The sequence below is a fragment of the Shewanella carassii genome (assembly GCF_019670705.1).
GTDB lineage: Bacteria > Pseudomonadota > Gammaproteobacteria > Enterobacterales > Shewanellaceae > Shewanella > Shewanella carassii.
Window position 1 is genome coordinate 4,412,977 of the sequence record NZ_AP024618.1, and the last position, 26,282, is coordinate 4,439,258.

Consider the following 26,282-nt stretch of genomic DNA (forward strand, 5'->3'; position numbering starts at 1 on the left):
GGTGTTTAGGGTGTATGTTACTCGGGTCGATTGTGACTCCCAGTCATCATCCCTGCTATTCATCTGTTCAGCGCCGGAACAGAACTCAGGATGCCGGTTGCCACTTCAGTATGGCCACTCTACTAACAGAGCGGCGCCAAATGCAATGACAACCGCCGACACTCATTATCTTTTGCTTTTGGATACAGGCATATTTGCTGCCTGCCAATCACCCATACCACCTTTGAGGTTAAAGACTTTTTCAAAGCCTTGCTTAACCAAAATCTGAGCCGCTTGAGATGAGGTCATGCCAGCGTTGCATACCAGTATAATGGGTGTGGTTTTGTACTTTTCAAGGTTGGACGCCTGATTATTTTTGATATCGGCCATGGGTACATTCAAGGCATTGAGAATGTGTCCCTTACGAAAATCGTCTTTGGCTCGCACATCTATCACCTTGGCATCTTCCTTATTCATCAGGAAAATCGCCTGCTGATGATCGACGCTTTTAACCTTGGAAAAACCGGATTTGAACAGGGTGACAATCACGGCGATAAACAAACCCACCCAGGCCAGGCTTAGCATGGGGTGGGCTTTAAAAAACTCTACATATTCCTGCATTTTTAACTGCCTGTTATCTATTGGGCCATTTCGGACAAGCGCAGAGTATACCCAGAGGCCAGGCAGATTGCAGCTGTTTCGCTGCAGTTTTGCCCCTTGAATCGGCGTTAAACCGCGGTCCGCCCTATTGTCACAATCGGGGTAAATGGCTTTTGCCCTCAGGGCAGACGTAGTAATATTTAACCAATTTCAGATTTGACCAATTCTTTCAACTTTACAGGTATCAACATGAACACAAGCAAACGTCCTTTGGCACTGCTGATTCTGGACGGCTGGGGTTATCGTGAAGGGACGCATATGAATGCCGTCCATCATGCCAATACTCCGGTTCTCGACAGACTCAACGCCGAATACGCCCACAGTTTGATTTCCGGCTCAGGTAAAGATGTTGGTTTGCCTGACGGGCAGATGGGCAACTCTGAAGTGGGCCATATCAATATTGGTTCCGGCCGCATCGTTTATCAGGAACTGACCCGCATCAGCAAGGCCATTGAAGATGGCGAATTTGAGCAAACCCAAGCACTGATCGAGGCGGTCGACGCCGCCATCAAGGCAGACGGCGCAGTGCACATCATGGGACTGCTGTCACCCGGCGGTGTTCACAGCCATGAAGATCATCTTGAAGCCATGTGCCGCATGGCCGTCAAGCGGGGTGCCAAGGAGGTTTACCTGCACGCCTTTCTCGATGGGCGTGATACCCCGCCACGCAGCGCCAAAGCCAGCCTGGAACGCTTCGACAAGCTGTTTGCCGAATTAGGCCGAGGTCGCATAGCCTCCATCGTTGGCCGCTACTACGCCATGGACAGGGACAACCGTTGGGACCGAGTCTCCCAAGCCTACGATCTAATCACTCAAGGTCAGGGGAAATACAGTGCCGACTCTGCCGTGGCCGCATTGGAAGCTGCCTACGGCCGCGATGAAAACGATGAGTTTGTTGCCGCAACTGCGATTCTGGATCAAGGTAAGGCCACAACACTGCACGATGGCGATGCGCTGATTTTCATGAACTTCCGTGCCGACCGCGCCAGACAGATCACCCGCGCCTTCGTCAATCAGGACTTCGATGGTTTTGAACGCGCAGTAACGCCCAAAGTCAACTTTGTCATGCTCACAGAGTATGCCGCCGATATCAAGGCTCCGGTAGCCTTCCCATCGGAAGACCTAGTCAACACCCTCGGCGAGGTACTGCAGAATCGCGGTCTGACCCAGCTGCGTATTTCAGAAACTGAGAAATACGCCCACGTAACCTTCTTCTTCAACGGCGGCAAAGAGCAGCCATTCGAGGGTGAAGACCGTATTCTGATCAACTCGCCCAAAGTCGCCACCTACGACTTGCAACCCGAGATGAGCTCGACAGAACTGACAGATAAGTTGGTTGAAGCTATTGAATCAACTAAATATGATGTCATTATCTGTAACTATCCCAACGGTGACATGGTTGGCCATACCGGCAAGTTTGATGCCGCGGTTAAGGCTTGTGAAGCCGTGGATGCCTGTATAGGCCGAGTCGTAGACGCACTGGCCAAGGTGGATGGTGAGTGCATTATCACTGCCGACCATGGCAACGCCGAGCAGATGGTGGATGAAATCACAGGTCAGGCTCATACTGCCCACACCAGTGAGCTGGTGCCCTTTATCTATGTCGGTCGCGAGGCCACAATTGATGAAGGTGGCCGCCTGAGTGATATCGCACCAACCATGCTGACACTGATGGGACAGAGCATTCCTGACGAAATGACAGGGCGTCCGTTAATCCATACAAAAGAGTAACACTGACCCGGTGCAGAAGCGTATTTTAGCCAAAGCCAGCATACTTGCTGGCTTTCTCGTGTTTTCCTCTCAGCTGCAGGCATCCGATCTGGAGCGGCGTCAGTCCGAGTTAAAGGCACTGCAATCTCAGATCACCGCTCAGCAAAATGCCCTGAGAGACACAGGCAAGCAGCGGGAAAAACTGCTGCAACTGCTGAAAAAAGACGAGCAGGCTATCGCCGATGCCGCCCGCAAGGTCAACCAAACTGAAAATGCCCTCCGCAACGCCGAAAAGCGTCTCTCCGAGCTAAAGCAAAGAGCCGCACAGCTGGACAAGCTCAAAGAAAGCCAACAGCAAACCCTGGCCAAGCAGCTGACCAGTGCTTATCTCGCCGGGAATCATGACTACAGCAAGATGCTGCTTAATCAGCAGGATCCAGCCACCATAGAGCGAATGCTGGCTTACTATGACTACCTCAACAAGGCCAGAATGCAGGCCATAGAACAACTGAAACAGACCCGCCAGGAATTGTCGGCAGTGCAGCAGAGCGAGCAACAGGAACGCAATCGACTCAACCAGCTGGTATTGGATCAGAAGGCTCAATCCAAGCGCCTCAATCAAGAACAGGATCAGCGACAGCAAACGCTGAAGGAACTGCAACGCACCATCAGCAGTAAGGCCTCGGAGCTGGAGCAACTGCAGATAGAAGAAGCCTCACTGAAGCGGGTTGTCGAGCAAGCCCTGACTGCCATGCGCGATAGCCCCAGCATGGAAGGATTGGCCAAGTCCCGTGGCGCCCTCAACTGGCCCACCAAGGGCAGGATCAAAAACAGCTTTGGTAGTCAGCGTTCCGGCAGTGTGCGCTGGAAAGGCGTCATGCTGTCCGCTCCGGAGGGCCAGTCTGTCAGTGCTGTAGCCGCAGGTAAGGTGATCTATGCCGATTGGTTGCGCGGCTTTGGTATGGTGCTGGTCGTCGATCACGGCAAAGGTTATATGAGCCTCTATGGCCACGCCCAAGCATTGCTGAAAGACGCAGGCGATTCAGTCAAGGCCGGCGAAGCCGTGGCACTGGTAGGACGTTCAGGAGGACAAACTGAGCCTGGCCTATACTTTGAAATAAGGCATAAGGGGCAAGCTGTCGATCCGGCAAATTACTGTCGGCGCTAATCATCAGCCCCCGCCACTTCAAAGGGGGCTACATGGGCAACTCTATTCGCAACCTGATGTATATTGGCTTGGGTATCATCATGGGAGTCTCTCTCAGCCTGGCCAGCCACGAAAACTTTCCAAAGCCCAGTCACACCCACGAGCTTTCATTATTGCTGGATGTGATGGATACAGTGGAAACCTACTACGTCAGGGATATCAGCCGCAAAGAGCTTGTCGATGCCGCCATTGAAGGCATATTCCAACATCTCGACCCTTATTCCAGCTTTCTGAAACCGGAGCAGATGAACAGCCTCAGAGACAGCAACCGTGGGGAATACTTCGGCTACGGCTTTGAAGTGTCCACTGAAGGGGAAAAGCTCAGAATTATCGCGCCTTTTCCCGGTTCTCCGGCCGAACAAGCCGGGATCATGGCCGGCGATATTGTTACCGCAGTCAACGGTCAGCTCATTTCCAAACAGTCTCTGGAACAAGTACTGAGCCAAATAAAGCAATTCAGCAGCAGCAACCGTGAGTTATCGCTGCAACTGCATCATGCTCACTCGGATGTCAGCTTTGAAGTCAGCCTCAAACCGGCCACTATCAGCATCCACTCTGTGCTTGGAAAGATGCTCAGCAACGACATTGGTTATATTCGTTTGGCAAGTTTTCAAGAAGATTCTACCCGCGACATGGTCCGCCTGTTGAGCGAGTGGCAACAGCAGCCACTAAATGGTTTGATTTTGGATTTACGTAACAATCCCGGCGGTTTACTGGATCAGGCGATTCGAATTGCCGATCTGTTTCTCCATGAGGGCCGCATAGTCGCTACCGAAGGACGCTTCTTCGATGCCAACTCAGATTATTATGCATCTCCGCAAACCATGCTAGCCGGCGTGCCCATATTAGTGCTGATCAATCGCGGTTCAGCCTCGGCTTCCGAAGTGCTGGCGGCGGCGTTGCAGGAGAACAACCGTGCCAAGGTGATAGGTGAAACCAGCTTCGGTAAAGGCACTGTACAAAGCCTGATCCCAACACTTGTCGATGGTAATGCCATCAAGCTGACCATTGCCCGCTATACCACCCCAAAAGGCCAGGATATCAACGCCAAAGGGGTAGAACCCGATATAAAAATCGCACCCAATACTGTTTCCGATAACAAAACTGTGCCTATAATCGACCTCATATCTCCCCATGCAGATACCGCCAGCGATAGAGCCATCAACTCGGCGGTGGCATGGATACAATCAAATAAATAAAATTAATATAAAACGTGCGCTATTGTTTCTACTTACTACTGCTGGTCGTAAGTTGCTCTCCCGCGTGGGGAGCCAGACTGGCAATCGTCATCGATGATATTGGCTACCGCCATACAGATGAGGCCGCCCTGTCCTTGCCTTCAGCCGTGACCTTGTCTGTATTGCCACATACCCCACTCGGGCAACAACTGGCTCGCCAGGCTCACAGCAAGGGCCACGAAATTATGGTGCACCTCCCTATGCAGGCGCTTAACGGCAAGACCATGGGGCCTGGTGGACTCAACAACCAGATGTCAGAAACCGAGTTTAAAGCAACTCTCAAACAAGCCTTGCAGAGCGTGCCTTTCGCTAGGGGAAGTAACAACCATATGGGGAGTTTGTTGACTCAACTCGAGCAACCTATGGGCTGGTTAATGGAAGTATTGCAACAGGAAGAGCACTTCTTTATCGACAGTGTTACTACCCGATACACTAAAGCTGGCGAGAAGGCAGATGCCTTGGGTGTTCCGCTGCTGAGACGTCAGGTATTCTTGGATAATCAGCTAACCGAGCAGGCTTTCGAAAGACAGTTGGACTTGGCAATAGCCAAGGCCCAAAGTGAAGGCGAAGCCTTGATGATAGCCCACCCTTACCCAGAGAGTATACAATTCCTCAAGAAGAGGTTGCCAGAGCTGGCAAAGATAGGGGTCACTCTAGTGCCAGCCTCCAGCTTATTACCAATCACATTGGCTCAAAAGCAGAATACGGCTGGCAAAAAACTTTAATCAGATTTGCAGTACAGGGATTTCCAGATCCGGCAGCAAGGCTCGCAACTCTTGTTGGTTACTGACAATGTCTGCCAGCGTATAACGGTCAAGCACAGCCAGATAGGCATTCACGGCTTGAGCCAGAACGCCCTTCAGCTGACAAGCTGGGGTCAGTCGACAATAAGGCTTGCTGCAATCAATAGGCGCCAGAGAGTTTTCCAGAGCCCGCACTAGTTCACCGACATTGATCTGCTCAGGAGCCATCCCCAAACGAAAACCACCACTCTTGCCGCGTATCGTTTGTAAATACCCCAGTTTACCCAAGTGATGCACTATCTTGGAGACATGATTAGGTGAAAGATCAAAAACTTCAGTGATCTCTGCGATTCGAAACAGAGTCTCACGCTCCGGTTGAATAGCCAGATACATCAGAGTTCTTATTCCAAAATCCGTATACCGCGTTAACTGCATCTTTCACCTTCAGGAAGAGGTTTCCACCTCTAAAGAGCCTATCAGCCAGAGCGCCTCTTCGTTGTTGTTACCACATACATCAACTGACGCCGAAAATTCACTACACACATCGGGACGTTCAGAGGAACCAAAGAGGCGGCATAGATTGTTGTCATCCAGCTGCACACAGCGAACCCCAGCGGGTTTACCCTGTGGCATTCCAGGTATAGCACTACTGATGGAGGGAGCTATACAACAGGCACCGCAACCGATACGACAATCCACAATCACCACCTGTAATAGAATATGGCCATTATAACGACAAAAATGTTTCGGGTAAGTGTTCAAGTCACAGACTCGAGCGAATCCCAGTCAAAGCGAATATAGTCTCATATTGCTTGTCTGTTCGCTTTAGTCAATATCAAGACCCGAAACAACCCAAACAACGGCAGCAACTCAATGCAAATCATGGAGGAAGAGCTAAAACGAAAAAAGCCTCATCTTTCGATGAGGCTTTCTCTTTAAGTTGGCGGAGCGGACGGGACTCGAACCCGCGACCCCCGGCGTGACAGGCCGGTATTCTAACCAACTGAACTACCGCTCCTTTAGTATTACGCCTTGGCGCACTACTAAAATTGGGCGTCTGGCGATGACCTACTCTCACATGGGGAGACCCCACACTACCATCGGCGCGATTGCGTTTCACTTCTGAGTTCGGGATGGGATCAGGTGGGACCACAATGCTATTGTCACCAGACAAATTTGGTAATCTGGAAAGCTGTGCTCTTTTCAGAGCTTGAGTTCAAACTTCAATCAAGTATCGACTTCTTCAAGTCCGTAAAACCCATCTGGGTTGTATGGTTAAGCCTCTCGAGTCATTAGTACAGGTTAGCTCAACGCCTCGCAACGCTTACACACCCTGCCTATCAACGTCCTGGTCTCGAACGGCTCTTCAGAGGTCTCTAGGACCTAGGGATGACTCATCTTGGGGCTCGCTTCCCGCTTAGATGCTTTCAGCGGTTATCGATTCCGAACGTAGCTACCGGGCAATGCCATTGGCATGACAACCCGAACACCAGCGGTTCGTCCACTCCGGTCCTCTCGTACTAGGAGCAGCTCCCCTCAATCATCCAACGCCCACGGCAGATAGGGACCGAACTGTCTCACGACGTTCTGAACCCAGCTCGCGTACCACTTTAAATGGCGAACAGCCATACCCTTGGGACCGACTTCAGCCCCAGGATGTGATGAGCCGACATCGAGGTGCCAAACACCGCCGTCGATATGAACTCTTGGGCGGTATCAGCCTGTTATCCCCGGAGTACCTTTTATCCGTTGAGCGATGGCCCTTCCATTCAGAACCACCGGATCACTATGACCTGCTTTCGCACCTGCTCGACGTGTCTGTCTCGCAGTTAAGCTGGCTTATGCCATTACACTAACCGTACGATGTCCGACCGTACTTAGCCAACCTTCGTGCTCCTCCGTTACTCTTTGGGAGGAGACCGCCCCAGTCAAACTACCCACCAGGCACTGTCCCTAACCCCGATTAGGGGCCCAGGTTAGAACATCAACACTACAAGGGTGGTATTTCAAGGTTGACTCCAACAAGACTGGCGTCTCATCTTCATAGTCTCCCACCTATCCTACACATGTAGGGTCAATGTTCAGTGCCAAGCTATAGTAAAGGTTCACGGGGTCTTTCCGTCTAGCCGCGGGTATACGGCATCTTCACCGCAATTTCAACTTCACTGAGTCTCGGCTGGAGACAGCGTGGCCATCATTACGCCATTCGTGCAGGTCGGAACTTACCCGACAAGGAATTTCGCTACCTTAGGACCGTTATAGTTACGGCCGCCGTTTACCGGGGCTTCGATCATGAGCTTCTCCGAAGATAACCCAATCAATTAACCTTCCGGCACCGGGCAGGCGTCACACCGTATACGTCATCTTGCGATTTTGCACAGTGCTGTGTTTTTGATAAACAGTTGCAGCCACCTGGTATCTGCGACTGCCAGCAGCTTACGACGCGAGGTCTTCACCGCCGGCAGCGTACCTTCTCCCGAAGTTACGGTACCATTTTGCCTAGTTCCTTCAGCCGAGTTCTCTCAAGCGCCTTGGTATTCTCTACCCGACCACCTGTGTCGGTTTGGGGTACGATTCCTGCTAACCTGAAGCTTAGAAGATTTTCCTGGAAGCATGGCATCAACCACTTCATCCCCGTAGGGACTCGTCATCAGCTCTCAGTGTATGTGTGCCCGGATTTGCCTAAGCACACCACCTACTACCTTAAACGCGGACAACCAACGCCGCGCTGGCCTAGCCTTCTCCGTCTCTCCATCGCAGTTAGCAGAAGTACGGGAATATTAACCCGTTTCCCATCGACTACGCCTTTCAGCCTCGCCTTAGGGGTCGACTCACCCTGCCCCGATTAACGTTGGACAGGAACCCTTGGTCTTTCGGCGAGGGGGTTTTTCACCCCCTTTATCGTTACTCATGTCAGCATTCGCACTTCTGATACCTCCAGCGTGGGTTACCCCTTCGCCTTCAACGGCTTACAGAACGCTCCTCTACCGCACTGATGCAAGCATCAGTACCCGTAGCTTCGGTGAATTGCTTAGCCCCGTTACATCTTCCGCGCAGGCCGACTCGACTAGTGAGCTATTACGCTTTCTTTAAATGATGGCTGCTTCTAAGCCAACATCCTAGCTGTCTAAGCCTTCCCACATCGTTTCCCACTTAGCAATTACTTTGGGACCTTAGCTGACGGTCTGGGTTGTTTCCCTTTTGACGACGGACGTTAGCACCCGCCGTCTGTCTCCCGGATAGCACTCTTTGGTATTCGGAGTTTGCAAAGGGTTGGTAAGTCGGGATGACCCCCTAGCCTTAACAGTGCTCTACCCCCAAAGGTGTTCGTCCGAGGCGCTACCTAAATAGCTTTCGAGGAGAACCAGATATCTCCCGGTTTGATTGGCCTTTCACCCCCAGCCACAAGTCATCCGCTAATTTTTCAACATTAGTCGGTTCGGTCCTCCAGTTGATGTTACTCAACCTTCAACCTGCCCATGGCTAGATCACCGGGTTTCGGGTCTACACCTAGCAACTAAACGCGCAGTTAACACTCGGTTTCCCTACGGCTCCGCTATTCGCTTAACCTCGCTACTAAATGTAAGTCGCTGACCCATTATACAAAAGGTACGCAGTCACGGTCTCAAGTACCGCTTCCACTGCTTGTACGTATACGGTTTCAGGTTCTATTTCACTCCCCTCACAGGGGTTCTTTTCGCCTTTCCCTCACGGTACTGGTTCACTATCGGTCAGTCAGGAGTATTTAGCCTTGGAGGATGGTCCCCCCATATTCAGACAACATATCACGTGTGCCGCCTTACTCGTTTTCATCTCTGGTTAGTTTACATGTACGGGGCTATCACCCTGTGCCGCTGTGCTTTCCAACACATTCCACTAACACCCCAAAGACTTAAGGGCTAATCCCCGTTCGCTCGCCGCTACTTGGGGAATCTCGGTTGATTTCTTTTCCTAAGGGTACTTAGATGTTTCAGTTCCCCTCGTTCGCCTCAATACGCTATGTATTCACGTATTGATGACACCTTATGGTGCCGGGTTTCCCCATTCGGACATCGCTGGCTCAAATGCTTGTTACTAGCTCACCAACGCTTTTCGCAAGTTACTACGTCCTTCATCGCCTCTGACTGCCAAGGCATCCACCGTATACGCTTGGTCGCTTAACCATACAACCCGGATGAGTTTTCATCGGTTTGTATTGCAACCAGCTTAGGTTTACTTGTCTCACCTCCGGGTTAAGGAAGTGGACTCGCCTTGAAGAATTTCCAAAACACTTGATTGAAGTGTTTGAGAACTCAATTTGTATGCATCAATTCCAACTCCTAAGAGTGGTTTTGATGTCTACTATCAGCTTTCCAAATTGTTAAAGAACTCATTGACCTACCAGGGTCAACGGCCTGCTCTATGAACAAGCAATCTGTGTGAACACTCAACAAACACCAATTATCGCTTAGGTAAGGAGGTGATCCAGCCCCAGGTTCCCCTAGGGCTACCTTGTTACGACTTCACCCCAGTCATGAACCACACCGTGGTAAACGCCCTCCCGAAGGTTAAGCTATCTACTTCTGGTGCAGCCCACTCCCATGGTGTGACGGGCGGTGTGTACAAGGCCCGGGAACGTATTCACCGTGGCATTCTGATCCACGATTACTAGCGATTCCGACTTCATGGAGTCGAGTTGCAGACTCCAATCCGGACTACGACCGGCTTTATGAGATTAGCTCCACCTCGCGGCTTCGCAACCCTCTGTACCGACCATTGTAGCACGTGTGTAGCCCTACTCGTAAGGGCCATGATGACTTGACGTCGTCCCCACCTTCCTCCGGTTTATCACCGGCAGTCTCCCTAAAGTTCCCGGCATTACCCGCTGGCAAGTAAGGATAGGGGTTGCGCTCGTTGCGGGACTTAACCCAACATTTCACAACACGAGCTGACGACAGCCATGCAGCACCTGTCTCAGAGTTCCCGAAGGCACCAATCCATCTCTGGAAAGTTCTCTGGATGTCAAGAGTAGGTAAGGTTCTTCGCGTTGCATCGAATTAAACCACATGCTCCACCGCTTGTGCGGGCCCCCGTCAATTCATTTGAGTTTTAACCTTGCGGCCGTACTCCCCAGGCGGTCTACTTAATGCGTTAGCTTGAGAGCCCAGTGTTCAAGACACCAAACTCCGAGTAGACATCGTTTACGGCGTGGACTACCAGGGTATCTAATCCTGTTTGCTCCCCACGCTTTCGTGCCTGAGCGTCAGTCTTTGTCCAGGGGGCCGCCTTCGCCACCGGTATTCCTCCAGATCTCTACGCATTTCACCGCTACACCTGGAATTCTACCCCCCTCTACAAGACTCTAGTTTGCCAGTTCGAAATGCGGTTCCCAGGTTGAGCCCGGGGCTTTCACATCTCGCTTAACAAACCGCCTGCGCACGCTTTACGCCCAGTAATTCCGATTAACGCTCGCACCCTCCGTATTACCGCGGCTGCTGGCACGGAGTTAGCCGGTGCTTCTTCTGCGAGTAACGTCACAGCTAGCAGGTATTAACTACTAACCTTTCCTCCTCGCTGAAAGTGCTTTACAACCCGAAGGCCTTCTTCACACACGCGGCATGGCTGCATCAGGGTTTCCCCCATTGTGCAATATTCCCCACTGCTGCCTCCCGTAGGAGTCTGGGCCGTGTCTCAGTCCCAGTGTGGCTGATCATCCTCTCAGACCAGCTAGGGATCGTCGCCTAGGTGAGCCTTTACCTCACCTACTAGCTAATCCCACCTGGGCTTATCCATCAGCGCAAGGCCCGAAGGTCCCCTGCTTTCCCCCGTAGGGCGTATGCGGTATTAGCAGTCGTTTCCAACTGTTATCCCCCACAAATGGGCAAATTCCCAGGCATTACTCACCCGTCCGCCGCTCGTCATCTTCAAAAGCAAGCTTTTGAAATGTTACCGCTCGACTTGCATGTGTTAGGCCTGCCGCCAGCGTTCAATCTGAGCCATGATCAAACTCTTCAATTAAAGTTTTGGTTGAACCCGAAGGTTCGACTCAATGAATTCTGTTCGTATGAACACTCTTCATCGAGTTAAATCGTTTTGTCGATTTCTCAATGCCTGTGAGTGTCCACACAGATTTGCTTGTTTATCTTGTTAAAGAGCAATCCCTTAGGCGCTGCGGCCATCGGGTCAGGGCTGCGTATTCTACGCTTTCCTGCTGCGGCGTCAAGAGGTATTTACCATCTTTTTTCGCCTGTTGTTGAAAGGACTCAAGAGCCTCTTTTCTTCGACCCTGTCACGTCTTTCGCGTTGCCGCTGTGCCGTGTCAGTGGGAGCGCATTATAGGGAGCCTGAACTTTTGTGCAAGGGCTAAATCTAAGAAAAACAGGATTAATTTATCGTTCGCTCATAAAAGCAGCCAAACGGCCAAAAAAGCGATACTTTTTGATGAAAAAAGGGGCTCACGCCCCTTTTTATCTATCTAGCATCGTTTCTTAAGGCTTAAGGTCCGAAGAAGCGGGACTCCTGTTTGGCTTCAACCGTCTCACCATTGACTTCGGTTGTGACAATAAAGTCTATCTTGGTAATGGGACGTTTCAGCTCCACAGGGTCGACCGCCACACTGATAGGCAGCGTCAATACTTCACCAGCCGCAACCTGCACTGTTTGTGGGCCATACCACTTATAGTTATTCAACCCATCTATGTGCATCTGGTACTCGTGAGCCGTTTCCGTTTTGTTCAATATCTTCAAAGTGAAGGTATTCTCTGTCATCCCCTGAGTATTCTCGGTATAGAGCTGATTCCGGTCACGAATGATATCGATGCGCACAGGGGCGATATTGGCACTGGCGTAGATAAACACCAAAATCATCGCAGTAAGCACAACACCATAGCCCACCAGCTTGGGACGCAGCACTTTTTCCTTGATCCCTTCCAGTTTGTTTTCCGTGGTGTAACTGATAAGGCCTTTGGCATATCCCATACGCTCCATGGTGGAGTCACAAGCATCGATACAGGCGCCGCAGTTGATACATTCGTACTGCAGGCCATTACGGATATCAATCCCTGTCGGACAGACCTGGACACAGAGATCGCAATCGATACAGTCGCCCAGCCCTAAAGCTTTGGGATCAGCCTTACGGGAGCGGGGACCGCGAGTTTCACCACGCTTGGTGTCATAGCCAACAATATAGGTGTTCTTATCGAACATGGCCGCCTGGAAACGCGCATAGGGACACATGTGAATACACATGATTTCCCGCATCCAGCCGGCATTACCATAGGTAGCCAGAGTGAAGAGAATGACCCAGAAGTACACGGCGCCGCTGGCCTGTAAGGTAAACACCTCTAGGTATACTTCTCTGGAGGGCACAAAGTAAGACACAAAGGTCATGGCCGTCAGCAGGGAGATCAGCAACCAGGCAGTATGCTTGGCCGTTTTGCGCCAGAGCTTGTCAAAACTCCAGGGCATCTGATCCAACTTCATCCTTTTGTTGCGTGCCCCTTCGAGCTTTTCTTCAAACCAGATAAAGATGAAGGTCCACACTGTCTGCGGGCAGGTGTAGCCGCACCAGACCCTTCCCAAGTAGGTAGTGACAAAAAACAGTGCGAAGGCGGCAATCATAAACAAGGCCGCCAGCAACGTTAGATCCTGAGGCCAGATAGTCAGGCCAAATACATGAAACTTCTGCTCCGCCAGGTTAAACCAGACTGCCTGCCTATCCCCCCATGGAAGCCAGGGCAGGATGAGGAAAAACAGCATGGCTATCCATCCCATACGCCGCCTTAAAGTACTCCATAGACCGTCAACCGCACGAACGTAAATTCGATTGCGAGGATTAAAGCGGTCTGCTTTACTCGCATCAGGCTGGTGAATCTTGATTCGATTGGCTTTCGAATAATCCTTATTGCTCGACTCTTCACTCATCTTTACAGCCTTTTACTGCTTATTGTATAAAAAATGGCGTATTATACCTTGTAACACAAGGGTTATTAACCTTAGTTGGACTAAATGATGAAAGGCTGGATTATTTTGGCAATATTGGCCGGAGTGCTTTATTACCTGGTCACTCAGACGGATAAGCTCGATGAGCCCATTGCCCAAACCGAAGCATTAGTAAAGAAAATTGAACGCAAGCTGGATGCCATGACGGGCACGCAGATCATTCGTCTCGATCAGAAAAAGGCCCGCCTCAAGGCCGATATTGCCGAGCGCTTGTCGGCTTCTGAGCTGCAGGAGCTGGACGGCATACTGACCACGCCAGATACCCTGATGGACTTCAAAGACGAGTATTGTCGTGGCAATGTCATATCTCATCCAGTTTTCAGCAAAGATAATCTGTTATTCATCTGCGATAACCTCTGAATAAAGCACCGGGTTTTGTCGACTGTTGCAAAACCCGCACCTGAAATCATTGACCTCCCACGCCAATCCACCTAGCCTTTGAGCCATTATCAATATAGGGGCTGTTTGTTATGACATCTTTTGTTTCCGATACTTTTGAACCTGAATTGTGGGAAGAGGTTGCCGGGTTCGCTTTTGAAGACATCACTTACCACAGAGCCAAATCCCAAGGTACGGTGCGAATTGCCATTAACCGTCCCGACTGCCTGAACGCTTTTCGTCCCAAGACAGTTGATGAACTTTACATAGCTCTGGACCACGCCCGGCAATGGTCTGATGTAGGTTGTGTGCTGTTAACAGGTAATGGTCCATCGGCCAAAGGGCAATATTCCTTCTCCTCCGGTGGCGATCAGCGTATTCGCGGCAAAGACGGCTACAAATATGAAGGTGAGGAAGCCGGCAAGGCCGATTTGGCTCGCATGGGCCGCCTGCATATTCTCGAAGTGCAGCGCTTGATCCGCTTTATGCCCAAGGTCGTCATAGCCGTTGTTCCCGGTTGGGCGGTTGGTGGCGGTCACAGCCTGCATGTGGTGTGCGATCTGACACTGGCATCGAAAGAACACGCCGTTTTCAAACAGACAGACCCGGATGTAGCCAGCTTTGATTCCGGCTATGGCAGTGCTTATCTGGCGAAGATGATAGGTCAGAAGCGGGCAAGAGAAATATTTTTCTGTGGCTTTAACTACAGTGCCGATGAAGCCTTTGCCATGGGCATGGTTAACCGTTCGGTTCCTCATGCAGAACTTGAAACCGAAGCTCTGCGCTGGGCCAAGGAGATCAATTCCAAGTCCCCAACTGCAATGCGCATGCTCAAATATGGCTTTAACCTGCCTGATGATGGTTTGGTTGGCCAGCAACTGTTTGCCGGAGAAGCGACCCGTTTGGCCTATGGCACAGCCGAGGCCCAGGAAGGCCGAGACGCCTTTCTTGAAAAACGCGATCAGGACTTTTCCAGCTTCCCTTGGCATTACTGATAGTCTTAGACGATTAAAGGCCGCATAAGCGGCCTTTTTAATAGATAAAAACGGTCAAATTAATCTGTTAAACCCTCTTTTAATTATTAATGAGAATTATTATCATTAAATTATCAGGAGAGGAGAACCGCCATGATTAAGACAATGACCTTTGCCATACTGCACTTCAGCGTAGCCTTTACCATCACTTATCTGCTTACCGGCAGTGCACTTATCGGTGGTGCCGTGGCCCTGGTAGAACCCAGCATCAACACTGTTGTTTTCTACTTCCACGAAAAAGTCTGGAAGAGATACGAAGCAAAAAAGCAGCAGCGGCTGACGCAATTAACCGCCTGAGCATACACTCAGGCGATTAGTGGCAACACTTTCAGGCTTGCGCTTGATTCCGGCCAATTACTCCACAGTAACCGACTTGGCCAAGTTTCTTGGCTGATCCACATCAGTCCCTTTGATCAGGGCAACATGGTATGACAGCAACTGCAGCGGAATGGTGTAAATAAGCGGTGCCATAAACTCATCACAATGTGGCACAGGTATTACCTTCATGGTGTCATCGGATGCAAATTCAGCATCAACATCGGCAAACACATACATCAAGCCACCACGGGCACGTACTTCTTCCACATTCGACTTGAGCTTTTCAAGCAGTTCATTATTGGGTGCCACCACTATCACAGGCATGTCGGCATCGATCAGCGCCAATGGCCCATGTTTCAGCTCTCCGGATGCATAAGCCTCGGCATGAATATAGGAAATCTCCTTCAGCTTCAGCGCGCCTTCCATCGCTATGGGGTACTGATCGCCACGTCCCAGGAACAGGGCATGGCTCTTATCGGCAAAGTCTTCTGCCAACTCGGCAATGGCATCATCCAACCCCAGAGCCTGCTCCACTTTAGCCGGCATAGACTGTAGACTCTGGGCGATTGCCGCCTGCATTTCCACACTCATGTTGTTATAACGTCCCAGTGCCGCCGTCAGCATCAACAAACCGGCCAACTGCACGGTAAAGGCCTTGGTGGAAGCCACACCTATCTCGGCACCGGCTTTCATCATATATGCCATATCGGACTCGCGAACCAGCGAGGATCCAGGGGCGTTACATATGGTCAAGGTTGCCTTATACCCCATCTCTTTGGCCAAACGCATTGCCGCCAGGGTATCGGCCGTTTCACCGGATTGAGAAATGGTGACCAACAGGCTGTTGGGGAACAGATGCGACTTGCGGTAGCGGAATTCAGAGGCAATTTCCACATTACAGGAAACGCCGGCCCAATCTTCCAACCAATAACGTGCCGCCATACCGGCATGGTAACTGGTACCACAGGCAATGATCTGTACGTGTTTGATATCTTTGAGAAGCTCGGCTGCATTATCACCAAAGGCAGTATCCAGCACCTGTTGCTGGGCAATTCGGCCTTCGAGAGTACGGGCCAGCGCCATGGGCTGCTCATAGATCTCTTTAAGCATATAGTGACGATACTCGCCCTTGTCACCGGCATCATGGGTGATTTCAGACTCTTTCTTTTCACGTACAACCGGGTTACCGTCAAGATCATAAATATGGACCTCACGGCGAGTCACTTCGGCAACATCACCCTCTTCCAGGAAGGCAAAAGTACGAGTCACCGGCAGCAGTGCCAGTTGATCCGAGGCGACGAAGTTTTCTCCCAGACCAAAACCTATCACCAATGGGCTGCCACTGCGAGCGACCACCAGCCGTTCAGGGTCACGGCGGTCGATGACCACAGTGCCATAGGCACCTTCCAGTTGTTTCACCGTGGCTTGTACCGCCGCCAGCAAACTGGGGGCAGACTTAAGCTCATGGTCGACCAGATGACAAATGACTTCTGTATCTGTATCTGAGTTGAACTGATACCCCAAGCCCTTGAGCATCTCCCGCAATTTAGCGTGATTTTCAATAATCCCGTTGTGCACCACGGCTATGTCGCTGCCGGATTGATGTGGATGCGCGTTGCGTTCACTGGGCTCACCATGGGTCGCCCAACGGGTATGGGCGATGCCGGTACCACCGGCCAAAGGAGCCGTTTGCAAAGCATCGGCCAACTCCTGCACCTTGCCAACTCTGCGGGTACGGGTCAGTTCACCTTGGTGAATGACAGCCACACCGGCCGAATCATAGCCACGATATTCCAGGCGTTTCAGCCCCTCTATCAAGATTTCAGCTACATCCCGCTGCGCTACTGCGCCAACAATTCCACACATATCAATATCCGCTTAATTTAAAAGTTTATGCTGTAAAAGGGGCTAAGATCAGCTTTACCCCTTGATTTGAAATACTTTCAGCGGCTGCATCAGGCAGCCTGTCATCTGTCACCAGGGTAGTGACCAACTCCCAGGGCAACTCAAGATTAGGAATTCTGCGACCCACCTTTTCCGATTCGAGCAACACCACCACATCTCGGGAGACTTCCGCCATCACCCGGCTGAGTCCAATTAACTCATTGAAAGTGGTGGTGCCTCGCTGCAAGTCAATGCCATCGGCGCCGATAAAAAGCTGGTCAAAGTTGTAGGAACGCAGTACTTGCTCAGCCACCTGTCCTTGAAAAGATTCGGAGTGAGGATCCCAAGTGCCCCCTGTCATCAAGAGTGTGGGCTCGTTTTCCAATTCATGTATCGCATTGGCCAGTTGCAGGGAGTTGGTCATAACCACCAGCCCGCGCTTATCATTGAGCTCAGGTATAAGCCCCAAAGTGGTGCTGCCACAATCTATGATGATGCGGTTATGATCTTTGATAAGCCCGGCAGCAGCCTGAGCTATGGCCAACTTATTGCGGGAAGGCGGTTCAGACAAGGTCTGGGTCATCTCTTGAGGAACGACGACGGCGCCACCATAACGACGCAGCAGCAAACCGGTTTTCTCCAGGGCTGCCAAATCTTTACGTATGGTCACTTCCGAAGTTTCAAACTTCAGCGCCAAGGCATCTACACTGACTTCACCCTGCTGCTGCAGCAGGGTAACTATGGCGTGACGCCTTTGTTGAGTGTTGCGTTTGGTCATTCCAGACTGAATAAGTTTCGATTCGAAAGGCGAATTATATAACTTCGAAACCTAAACGCAATTGCAGAGTGAAAAAAGCCCGTTAGTAGTTCAGCCGATATACAGGCATGCCTTAAAGGCGGCACGAGTCTAGGCACGCCCCTAGAAGCCGAAAGAATTAGATTTCATCCATAAAAAATGCCAGCCACTGGTGTGACCGGCATTGCTGTTAGCATGTTATCTATTGGCGATTAAAACTTGGCTTCCAGCGCCAGGCTCACATGACGACCTTCACCCACAGTCACATCTGTATTGGTACCGCCGGCAAGATATTCTTTATCAAACAGATTCTTCATGTTAACCCTTACGCTGACATCTGTTCCCATCACATCCATGGTATAGGCGGCGCCTAGGTCAAAACGTACATAACCATCTTTGGTGATCATGTTCTCTTTATCGGCAAAGCGTTCACCAACATAGACGGCACCAAAATTCAGAGCCAACGCTTCTGTCATCTCATAACGGGTCCAGATATTGGCCGACCATTCAGGCGCATCTATCGGCGTTTTACCATTGAGACTATCTTCTGCAGGGCGATCATACTCTGCATCCAGATACATCATGGAACCTGTCATAAACCACTTATCACTGAGTCGTCCCTGAGCGCCCATCTCAAACCCTTTATGACGTTGTTCACCACTCTGAGTGGTTATTGATTCACCAGCACCCAGGTCTTGAGTCACGGTAACATTGGAGACAGTTATATCAAACACGGCGCCTGTCAGTAATAACCCACCATCGAACAGTTCCCACTTGGTGCCTATTTCATACTGTTCCCCATACTCAGGATCCAGATTCATCTTGTCATTAACATCATTAGGATCATTAACGCTCCCTTGGGGACTGAAGCTCTTTGAGTAATTGACATAGATACTGCCGTTATCCATCGGCGAATAGATCACCCCAAATTTAGGTGAAACGGCATAACTGTTGTTCCCGGCACCATCTTTCTTTTGTTCGTCATAACGAACACCGGCCAACAGTTTCCACTGTTCATTGATAGTAACCAGGTCCTGAATATAGAAACCATAGTGCTTATAGTCGCTTTCATAGAGTGAAGTATCGTTATGATAGTCCAAACCTGGATTTGCGATGGGCTGGCCAGGCATAACAGAAACACTTTCGCCTTTTTCGCGCAACTGCCCATAGTAGTAGTCCAACATATTGGCACCGATCAGGAACTGATGTTCCAAAACGCCGGTACTGAAGTTACCGGTAATATCAATGAATCCTGTTTTATGTTGCCAATCATCATAACGATCGAATGGACTCACAGTGTAGCCATCAGTAAATGGATCCTCAGAACCTTTGATCAAGCTTGGAAGAGAGTCCAACCGTTGGCGGTTGAACTGCTGATCATTGTAGCCGGCCTTCACTTTCCAGTTGTCGCTGATAAAGTAAGTGAGTTCGGCCCCTAAATTTTCGATGGTATTGTCAGTAAACGCCCATGGCATATCCCAGATAATATCCCGACCACCAATAAGCTCACCCTTGCTGTTCAACCAACCGCCACGATCTATTCCGGTTTTATCTTGGGTACGGTCATATTTAAGTGACAGCAAAAGATCATCGGTAATATCAAACTCCAGATTCAGGTAGCCCAACCAGCGATCTCTTTCCTGATTTTCACCATTCTGATACTCACGCCAATACTGGGTATCCTGTTTAACCAGCACAGTGCGATAACGGATAGTCTGAGCTTCGTTTAGACTACCACCGGCATCCAGTTGAAAGCGGGTAGAGCCGTTGTCATCTGTATCAAACCCTAAGTTAAACAGTGTGTCGTAGGTCGGCTTCTTGGTCACCATGTTGATCAAGCCACCAGGGCCGGACTGGCCGTAGAGCATACTTGACGGCCCCTTAAGCACTTCTACTTGCTGCAGAGTTTCAATAGGTTGTACATAGTGTGACCACTGCTGCTGGCCATTGATCAAGTACCCAGACCCTGAGTCCAACTCAAAACCACGAATATTAAATACCTGGCGATTCCATTTTTCACTGCCACTGGTCACGCTTGAGTCATTCACCAAGACTTCAGCCAGGTTGGTTGCCAGCTGTTCATCGGTAACAAAATCGGGGATAACGGTAACGGATTGAGGTGTATCCATCAGATTGATATCACCACGCATCGCACCAGAAGCGACGCCGGTCTTATAATCATTGAAGCTACGACCGGTAACACTGATACGTTCAATATCTTCTGGCGCTTGCGCTGCCGCCAACGGCATTGAAGAGATAGCAGCAACCACTGCCATACCTACACAGGAAAACTTAAACCTCATAATCACCTCATTCTCGATGCCGGACCGGCAATCTGATCTACTTTTGCGAGCAAATATAAATGAGAAGAATTAGTATTTAAGTTTCTTTACGGATATTTACAATTAACTATGATTCAGTTCAAACCTAATGATGGCTTTGCGAGGTAGGAAGCACCCATCAGGATGCTTCCATAGAAAAAAGTTATTTTTTCTGTTTTTGCGGACGCTTCCAGTCCTTGATGTGTCTCTGCTTGACCCGGGTTATCACCAACTCACCAGCGCCGACATCACGGGTTACAGTGGAACCGGCTCCCAGAGTGGCTCCCTTACCTATGGTGACAGGAGCAACCAACTGGGTGTCACTGCCGACAAACACCTCATCTTCAATAACGGTCAGATGTTTGTTGGCGCCATCATAATTGCAGGTAATGGTACCGGCCCCTATGTTTACCCCTTGGCCAATTTGCGCATCTCCGAGGTAAGCCAGATGTCCGGCTTTGGAGCCCACACCGAGTACGGCTTTCTTCATCTCAACAAAATTGCCTATGTGGGCATCTTGCTTAAGTTCAGCGCCCGGACGCAGACGAGCAAACGGGCCGGCACTAGCGCCATCACCCAACTTGGCGCCCTCGACTATGCTGTAAGGCTTAATCTCGGCATTGTCGGCAATCTCACAATCGATAAGGATAGCCCCGGCGCCTACAGTCACGTTATTACCCAGCACCACTTTACCTTCGAAGATCACATTGATATCGATCATCACATCCATGCCGACAGTCACTTCACCGCGAACATCGATACGTGCCGGATCTCTAAGATTGGCACCATCCAGCATCAAGGCTTCAGCACAGCGCTGCTGATAAGCACGTTCCAACGCCGCTAGCTGCACCCTGTTGTTGGCGCCTTCTGTCTCTATGGAGTTAACTGGATGAGCCGTGTCTATGGCCACCCCATCGGCGTGAGCCATGGCGATCACATCGGTAAGGTAGTACTCGCCCTGAGCATTGTTGTTTTCCAAGCGTCCGAGCCAGTTTTTCAATTGTTTGCCCGGCAATGCCATGATGCCGCTGTTGATCTCATTAATCTTGAGTTGCTCGGCAGTAGCATCTTTCTGTTCGACTATGCCCACTACCTTGCCCTGCTCGCGCACGATACGGCCATAACCGCTTGGATCATCTAGATGTACTGTCAGTACGGCTACGCCATCGTTTTGTCTGGCAGCAAGCAGGGCTTCCAGAGTTTCCTTGCGAGTGAGTGGAACGTCACCATAGAGCACCAATACAGTGTCATTGTCATCTATATGGGGAATAGCCTGAGCTACCGCGTGGCCGGTGCCCAGCTGTTCAGCCTGCAGCACAAAGTTAAGCGGTTGCTCGCCCAGTTCTGTCATCAGCTTGTCACCGCCATAACCGTAAACCAGATTGATCTTGTCGGCATTAAGTGAATGAGCCGTATCAATCACATGCTGCACCATAGGCTTATGGGCAACCTTATGCAGGACTTTAGGCAAATCGGAACGCATCCGGGTCCCTTTCCCGGCGGCGAGAATTACAACATTCAATGACATGGGAGATTCCTTTTCTATAGGCTGGCGCAAGTGTACCGGAATCACAGTAAAAATGCAGCGCTCAAGCAGCTTGGAAGCTTGCAAATCTGCTTGAGGAAAGCAGGAATAACAGACACAAAAAAGGCGCCCTGAGGCGCCTTTTTTCAGCAGTGCTGTTATCTGGCAATGTTCTTCTTGATGGTCTCAACGACCCGCAACTGAGCCACGGCCTTAGCCAGTTCAATTGCTGCCGCAGCATAATCGAAGTCAGCACCGGCATCGGCCATGTGGGCCTCTGCACGACGCTTGGCTTCTACTGCAGCCTGCTCGTCAATCTCATCGGCACGCATTACAACATCAGCCAATACGGACACGGAGTTGGGTTGAACTTCCAGTAAACCACCTGAAAGGTAAAACACCTCTTCCTGACCATTTTGTTTGACGATGCGCGCCATGCCAGGTTTGATATTGGTCAGCAGCGGAGTGTGACCAGGCATAACACCCAGTTCACCCTCAGAACCTGTTACCTGTAAATGGGCAACAAGGCCTGAGAAAATTTTGCTCTCTGCACTGACGATATCAAGCTGTACTGTCATGGCTGCCATCCCGTTCTCCTTACCAAACTATGCAATATTGCCTAGTTATTTCTTGTTGGCTTTCTCAACGGCTTCGTCGATAGAACCAACCATGTAGAACGCTTGCTCTGGCAGGTGATCGAACTCACCGTCCAGAATTCCCTTGAAGCCACGGATGGTGTCTTTCAGGGGCACGTACTTACCTGGAGAACCGGTAAAGACTTCAGCTACGTGGAATGGCTGAGACAGGAAACGCTCGATCTTACGGGCGCGGGATACTGTCATCTTGTCGTCATCTGACAACTCGTCCATACCCAGAATAGCGATGATGTCTTTCAGCTCTTTGTAACGCTGCAGAACTGTCTGTACACCGTTTGCCACGTCATAGTGCTCTTGGCCAACAACCTGTGGATCCAGCTGACGAGAGGTGGAATCCAGTGGGTCAACCGCTGGGTAGATACCCAGAGAAGCGATTTGACGAGACAGTACCACAGTCGCATCCAAGTGGGCGAAGGTGGTTGCAGGGCTTGGGTCAGTCAAGTCATCCGCAGGTACGTATACCGCTTGTACCGAAGTGATAGAACCCACTTTGGTAGAAGTAATACGTTCTTGCAGAACACCCATCTCTTCAGCCAGTGTTGGCTGATAACCCACAGCAGAAGGCATACGACCCAGCAGTGCCGATACTTCAGTACCTGCCAGGGTGTAACGGTAGATGTTGTCAACGAACAACAGTACGTCACGACCTTCGTCACGGAACTTCTCGGCCATAGTCAGACCGGTCAGAGCAACACGCAGACGGTTACCTGGTGGCTCGTTCATCTGACCGTACACCATGGCTACCTTGTCCAGTACGCCTGAGTCTTTCATCTCGTAGTAGAAGTCGTTACCTTCACGGGTACGCTCACCTACACCGGCGAATACGGACAGACCTGAGTGGGCTTTAGCGATGTTGTTGATCAGTTCCATCATGTTAACTGTCTTACCAACACCCGCACCACCGAACAGACCTACTTTACCACCCTTGGCGAACGGACATACCAGGTCAATAACCTTGATGCCGGTTTCCAGCAATTCAGTGGTGTTAGATTGCTCTTCATAAGAAGGAGCATCACGGTGGATGATATAACGCTCATCTTCACCGATAGCGCCCGCTTCATCCACAGGCTCACCCAGAACGTTCATGATACGGCCAAGGGTCGCAGCCCCAACCGGAACGGAAATTGGTGAACCAGAGTTTTCTACCTCGATACCACGACGCAGACCATCGGAAGAACCCATGGCGATGGTACGAACTACACCACCACCCAGCTGTTGCTGAACTTCCAGCACCAGGCCTTTACAGGCGCCTTCGCCTGTGATCTTCAGAGCGTCATATACCTGAGGTACGGCATCTTGTGGAAACTCAACGTCCACAACCGCGCCAATCACTTGGACAACAGTACCTGTGCTCATGATTAATCCTCTAAAACTTGTATTCGTTACCCAGCCTAAACCGCGGCTGCACCTGACACAATTTCCGACAGCTCTTGCGTAATCGCCGCCTGACGGGCCTTGTTGTATACCAGTTGCAGATCATCGATCAGCGTGCCGGCGTTGTCTGTTGCTGCCTTCATGGCCACCATACGGGCAGCCTGCTCGGAAGCAATGTTTTCAACGACACCCTGATACACCTGAGACTCCACATAACGAACCAAAAGCTTGTCCAACAAGACCTTTGGATCTGGCTCATAGATGTAGTCCCAGCGATGCGCTACGTCATCTTCGTCTGATTTAGGCAAAGGTAGCAGCTGCTCGATCACAGGAGTCTGCGTCATGGTATTAACAAACTTGTTGAATACCACGTACAGACGATCCAGCTTGCCTTCGTTGTAAGCCTGGAGCATTACCCGCACAGTACCAATCAGGTCAGCGAGCTTGGGAGCATCACCTAAACCTGAAGCCTGGGCCTGTACATTGCCACCAAAGCTCTTGAAAAACTGAACACTACGAGCACCGATAGGGCAGAATTCAACTTCTGCACCTTGCTCTTTCCAGCTTTTCACGTCTGCGACAACCTTTTTAAACAGGTTGACGTTCAGACCACCACAAAGGCCACGGTCGGTTGCCACTACTATGTAACCAACCCGCTTGGGTTCTCTCACCTCCAAGTAGGGGTGTTTGTACTCCAGAGAACCTTGAGCGACGTGACCGATCACCTTACGCATGCTCTCCGCATATGGACGGCTCGCAGCCATGCGATCCTGCGCCTTGCGCATTTTGCTGGCTGCCACCATTTCCATGGCGGACGTGATCTTCTGAGTGTTTTTCACACTCGCGATCTTGGTTTTAATCTCTTTAGCGCCGGCCATCTCTACTCTCCAATCTGGACCTGAGGTGCCTTATGACACCTCGCATGTATTTACCAGGTTTGGGTTGCCACGAACTTGTCGAGACCAGCCTTCAGCTCAGCTTCGATTTCGGCATTGTAATCGCCGCTATCGTTGATCAGCTTCATCAGCTCAGCATGCTCGCCGTTCATGAAAGAGAGCAGAGCGGCTTCGAAGTCACCGATCTTCTTCAGCTCAATACCTTTCAGGTAGCCTTTTTCAGCTGCAAAAATAGATACAGCTTGGTCAGCTACGCTCATAGGAGCGTATTGCTTTTGCTTCATCAGTTCGGTTACACGCTCACCGTGCTCCAGCTGGGCACGAGTTGCATCGTCAAGGTCAGACGCAAACTGTGAGAACGCAGCAAGCTCTCGATACTGTGCCAGCGCAGTACGGATACCGCCGGACAGTTTCTTGATGATCTTGGTCTGAGCCGCACCACCTACACGAGAAACAGAGATACCTGGGTTAACTGCTGGACGCAGGCCAGAGTTGAACAGGTCGGTTTCAAGGAAGATCTGACCATCGGTAATAGAAATTACGTTGGTCGGTACGAACGCAGATACGTCACCTGCCTGGGTTTCAATAATTGGCAGAGCGGTCAAAGAACCGGTCTTACCTTTTACTTCACCATTAGTGAACTTCTCAACGTACTCTTCGTTCACGCGGGAAGCACGTTCCAGCAGACGAGAGTGCAGATAGAATACGTCACCTGGGTAAGCTTCACGGCCTGGTGGACGCTTCAGCAGCAGTGAGATCTGACGGTAAGCAACGGCCTGCTTAGACAGGTCATCGTAAACGATCAGTGCATCTTCACCGCGGTCACGGAAATATTCACCCATGGTACAACCAGAGTATGGTGCCAGATATTGCAGGGCAGCCGCTTCAGAAGCAGTAGCAACCACAACAATAGTGTTGGCCAGAGCACCATGCTCTTCCAGCTTGCGAACTACGTTGGCAATAGTAGAAGCCTTCTGGCCTACTGCAACGTACACACACTTGATGCCGGAATCTTTCTGGTTGATGATGGCGTCGATAGCCATCGCAGTTTTACCAGTTTGACGGTCACCGATGATCAGCTCACGCTGACCACGACCGATAGGGATCATGGCATCAACCGCCTTATAACCGGTTTGTACCGGTTGAGATACGGATTGACGCTCAATAACACCAGGAGCAATCATTTCAACAGGTGCGAAACCATCGTTGTCGATAGGTCCTTTACCGTCGATTGGCTCACCCAGGGTGTTAACAACACGTCCCAGCAAACCTCGACCCACTGGGACTTCCAGAATACGGCCGGTGGTTTTAACTTTTACGCCCTCAGCCAAACCGGCATAAGGACCCATAACTACGGCACCTACAGAATCACGTTCAAGGTTCAACGCGATTGCATAACGGTTGCCAGGCAGTTCGATCATCTCACCCTGCATTACATCGGCCAGGCCGTGAATGCGGATGATGCCGTCACTGACCGAAACGATAGTACCTTCGTTGCGGGCTTCACTGACGACTTCGAACTGCTCGATCCGCTGCTTAATCAGATCGCTGATTTCAGTGGAATTCAGTTGCATGCTCAAACT

19 protein-coding genes, 1 tRNA gene and 3 rRNA genes are annotated in these 26,282 nt (G+C 50.7%); 7 read left to right on the plus strand and 16 right to left on the minus strand.

The window, feature by feature from the left end:
• Window positions 1-165: 165 nt before the first annotated feature.
• Window positions 166-600, minus strand: a complete 435-nt coding sequence (locus K5621_RS19770; protein WP_221050114.1) for a rhodanese-like domain-containing protein — start codon at window positions 598-600, stop codon at window positions 166-168.
• 228 nt (window positions 601-828) lie between these two features.
• Here K5621_RS19770 and gpmM point away from each other — a divergent pair, with 228 nt between their 5' ends.
• From gpmM to K5621_RS19790, 4 genes are read left to right on the plus strand one after another with little or no spacing between them, the layout of a single operon-like run.
• Entirely contained in the window at window positions 829-2,370 is a 1,542-nt protein-coding gene (gpmM, locus tag K5621_RS19775; protein WP_221050115.1) for a 2,3-bisphosphoglycerate-independent phosphoglycerate mutase, read from the plus strand.
• A 10-nt stretch (window positions 2,371-2,380) separates the two neighbouring features.
• Window positions 2,381-3,517: a murein hydrolase activator EnvC family protein gene (locus K5621_RS19780; protein WP_100143187.1), complete on the plus strand. Its 1,137-nt coding sequence runs from the start codon at window positions 2,381-2,383 to the stop codon at window positions 3,515-3,517.
• A gap of 32 nt (window positions 3,518-3,549) precedes the next feature.
• A complete protein-coding gene (locus tag K5621_RS19785) occupies window positions 3,550-4,755 on the plus strand; it encodes a S41 family peptidase (RefSeq protein ID WP_221050116.1) in 1,206 nt (401 codons plus the stop codon).
• Window positions 4,756-4,769: 14 nt separating this feature from the next.
• A complete protein-coding gene (locus tag K5621_RS19790) occupies window positions 4,770-5,519 on the plus strand; it encodes a divergent polysaccharide deacetylase family protein (protein WP_221050117.1) in 750 nt (249 codons plus the stop codon).
• On the opposite strand, the gene K5621_RS19795 is transcribed toward K5621_RS19790, so the two are convergent.
• From K5621_RS19795 to ccoG, 7 genes are all read right to left on the minus strand, one after another.
• Window positions 5,520-5,972 (minus strand): Rrf2 family transcriptional regulator, encoded by a 453-nt coding sequence (locus K5621_RS19795; protein ID WP_221050118.1) that lies wholly within the window; start codon window positions 5,970-5,972, stop codon window positions 5,520-5,522.
• Window positions 5,973-5,981: 9 nt separating this feature from the next.
• On the minus strand, window positions 5,982-6,236 hold the full coding sequence (locus K5621_RS19800; RefSeq protein WP_221050119.1) for a YkgJ family cysteine cluster protein: 255 nt from the start codon (window positions 6,234-6,236) through the stop codon (window positions 5,982-5,984).
• Window positions 6,237-6,478: 242 nt separating this feature from the next.
• Window positions 6,479-6,555: transfer RNA gene (locus K5621_RS19805), tRNA-Asp, on the minus strand.
• A 37-nt stretch (window positions 6,556-6,592) separates the two neighbouring features.
• Window positions 6,593-6,708 (minus strand): 5S ribosomal RNA (rrf, locus tag K5621_RS19810).
• A 100-nt stretch (window positions 6,709-6,808) separates the two neighbouring features.
• Window positions 6,809-9,700 (minus strand): 23S ribosomal RNA (locus tag K5621_RS19815).
• 289 nt (window positions 9,701-9,989) lie between these two features.
• Window positions 9,990-11,534 (minus strand): 16S ribosomal RNA (locus tag K5621_RS19820).
• Together the 16S, 23S and 5S rRNA genes with 1 tRNA gene alongside form the textbook arrangement of a ribosomal RNA operon.
• Before the next feature lie 477 nt (window positions 11,535-12,011).
• Window positions 12,012-13,439: a cytochrome c oxidase accessory protein CcoG gene (gene ccoG / locus K5621_RS19825; protein WP_221050120.1), complete on the minus strand. Its 1,428-nt coding sequence runs from the start codon at window positions 13,437-13,439 to the stop codon at window positions 12,012-12,014.
• An 87-nt stretch (window positions 13,440-13,526) separates the two neighbouring features.
• On the opposite strand from ccoG, the gene K5621_RS19830 reads away from it, so the two are divergent.
• From K5621_RS19830 to K5621_RS19840, 3 genes are all read left to right on the plus strand, one after another.
• Window positions 13,527-13,877: a hypothetical protein gene (locus tag K5621_RS19830; protein WP_100143500.1), complete on the plus strand. Its 351-nt coding sequence runs from the start codon at window positions 13,527-13,529 to the stop codon at window positions 13,875-13,877.
• 110 nt (window positions 13,878-13,987) lie between these two features.
• Entirely contained in the window at window positions 13,988-14,890 is a 903-nt protein-coding gene (locus K5621_RS19835) for a 1,4-dihydroxy-2-naphthoyl-CoA synthase (RefSeq protein ID WP_028780956.1), read from the plus strand.
• Window positions 14,891-15,022: 132 nt separating this feature from the next.
• Complete coding sequence (locus tag K5621_RS19840; RefSeq protein WP_100143501.1) at window positions 15,023-15,226, plus strand: DUF2061 domain-containing protein; 204 nt, start codon at window positions 15,023-15,025, stop codon at window positions 15,224-15,226.
• A 57-nt stretch (window positions 15,227-15,283) separates the two neighbouring features.
• On the opposite strand, the gene glmS is transcribed toward K5621_RS19840, so the two are convergent.
• From glmS to atpA, 8 genes are all read right to left on the minus strand, one after another.
• Window positions 15,284-17,113, minus strand: coding sequence for a glutamine--fructose-6-phosphate transaminase (isomerizing) (gene glmS, locus K5621_RS19845; RefSeq protein WP_221050121.1), 1,830 nt, complete (start codon window positions 17,111-17,113; stop codon window positions 15,284-15,286).
• Between the two features lie 25 nt (window positions 17,114-17,138).
• Complete coding sequence (locus K5621_RS19850) at window positions 17,139-17,909, minus strand: DeoR/GlpR family DNA-binding transcription regulator (RefSeq protein WP_025011733.1); 771 nt, start codon at window positions 17,907-17,909, stop codon at window positions 17,139-17,141.
• A gap of 230 nt (window positions 17,910-18,139) precedes the next feature.
• Complete coding sequence (locus tag K5621_RS19855) at window positions 18,140-20,230, minus strand: TonB-dependent siderophore receptor (protein WP_100143504.1); 2,091 nt, start codon at window positions 20,228-20,230, stop codon at window positions 18,140-18,142.
• 181 nt (window positions 20,231-20,411) lie between these two features.
• Window positions 20,412-21,776 carry a bifunctional UDP-N-acetylglucosamine diphosphorylase/glucosamine-1-phosphate N-acetyltransferase GlmU gene (gene glmU, locus K5621_RS19860; protein WP_100143505.1) on the minus strand — a complete coding sequence of 455 codons (1,365 nt, stop codon included), beginning with the start codon at window positions 21,774-21,776 and terminating at the stop codon, window positions 20,412-20,414.
• Between the two features lie 155 nt (window positions 21,777-21,931).
• Window positions 21,932-22,360, minus strand: a complete 429-nt coding sequence (locus K5621_RS19865; protein ID WP_100143506.1) for a F0F1 ATP synthase subunit epsilon — start codon at window positions 22,358-22,360, stop codon at window positions 21,932-21,934.
• Window positions 22,361-22,396: 36 nt separating this feature from the next.
• A complete protein-coding gene (atpD, locus tag K5621_RS19870) occupies window positions 22,397-23,785 on the minus strand; it encodes a F0F1 ATP synthase subunit beta (protein WP_100143507.1) in 1,389 nt (462 codons plus the stop codon).
• A 35-nt stretch (window positions 23,786-23,820) separates the two neighbouring features.
• Window positions 23,821-24,681, minus strand: a complete 861-nt coding sequence (gene atpG, locus K5621_RS19875; protein ID WP_100143508.1) for a F0F1 ATP synthase subunit gamma — start codon at window positions 24,679-24,681, stop codon at window positions 23,821-23,823.
• A gap of 50 nt (window positions 24,682-24,731) precedes the next feature.
• Complete coding sequence (gene atpA / locus K5621_RS19880) at window positions 24,732-26,273, minus strand: F0F1 ATP synthase subunit alpha (RefSeq protein ID WP_039035952.1); 1,542 nt, start codon at window positions 26,271-26,273, stop codon at window positions 24,732-24,734.
• Window positions 26,274-26,282: the final 9 nt, after the last annotated feature.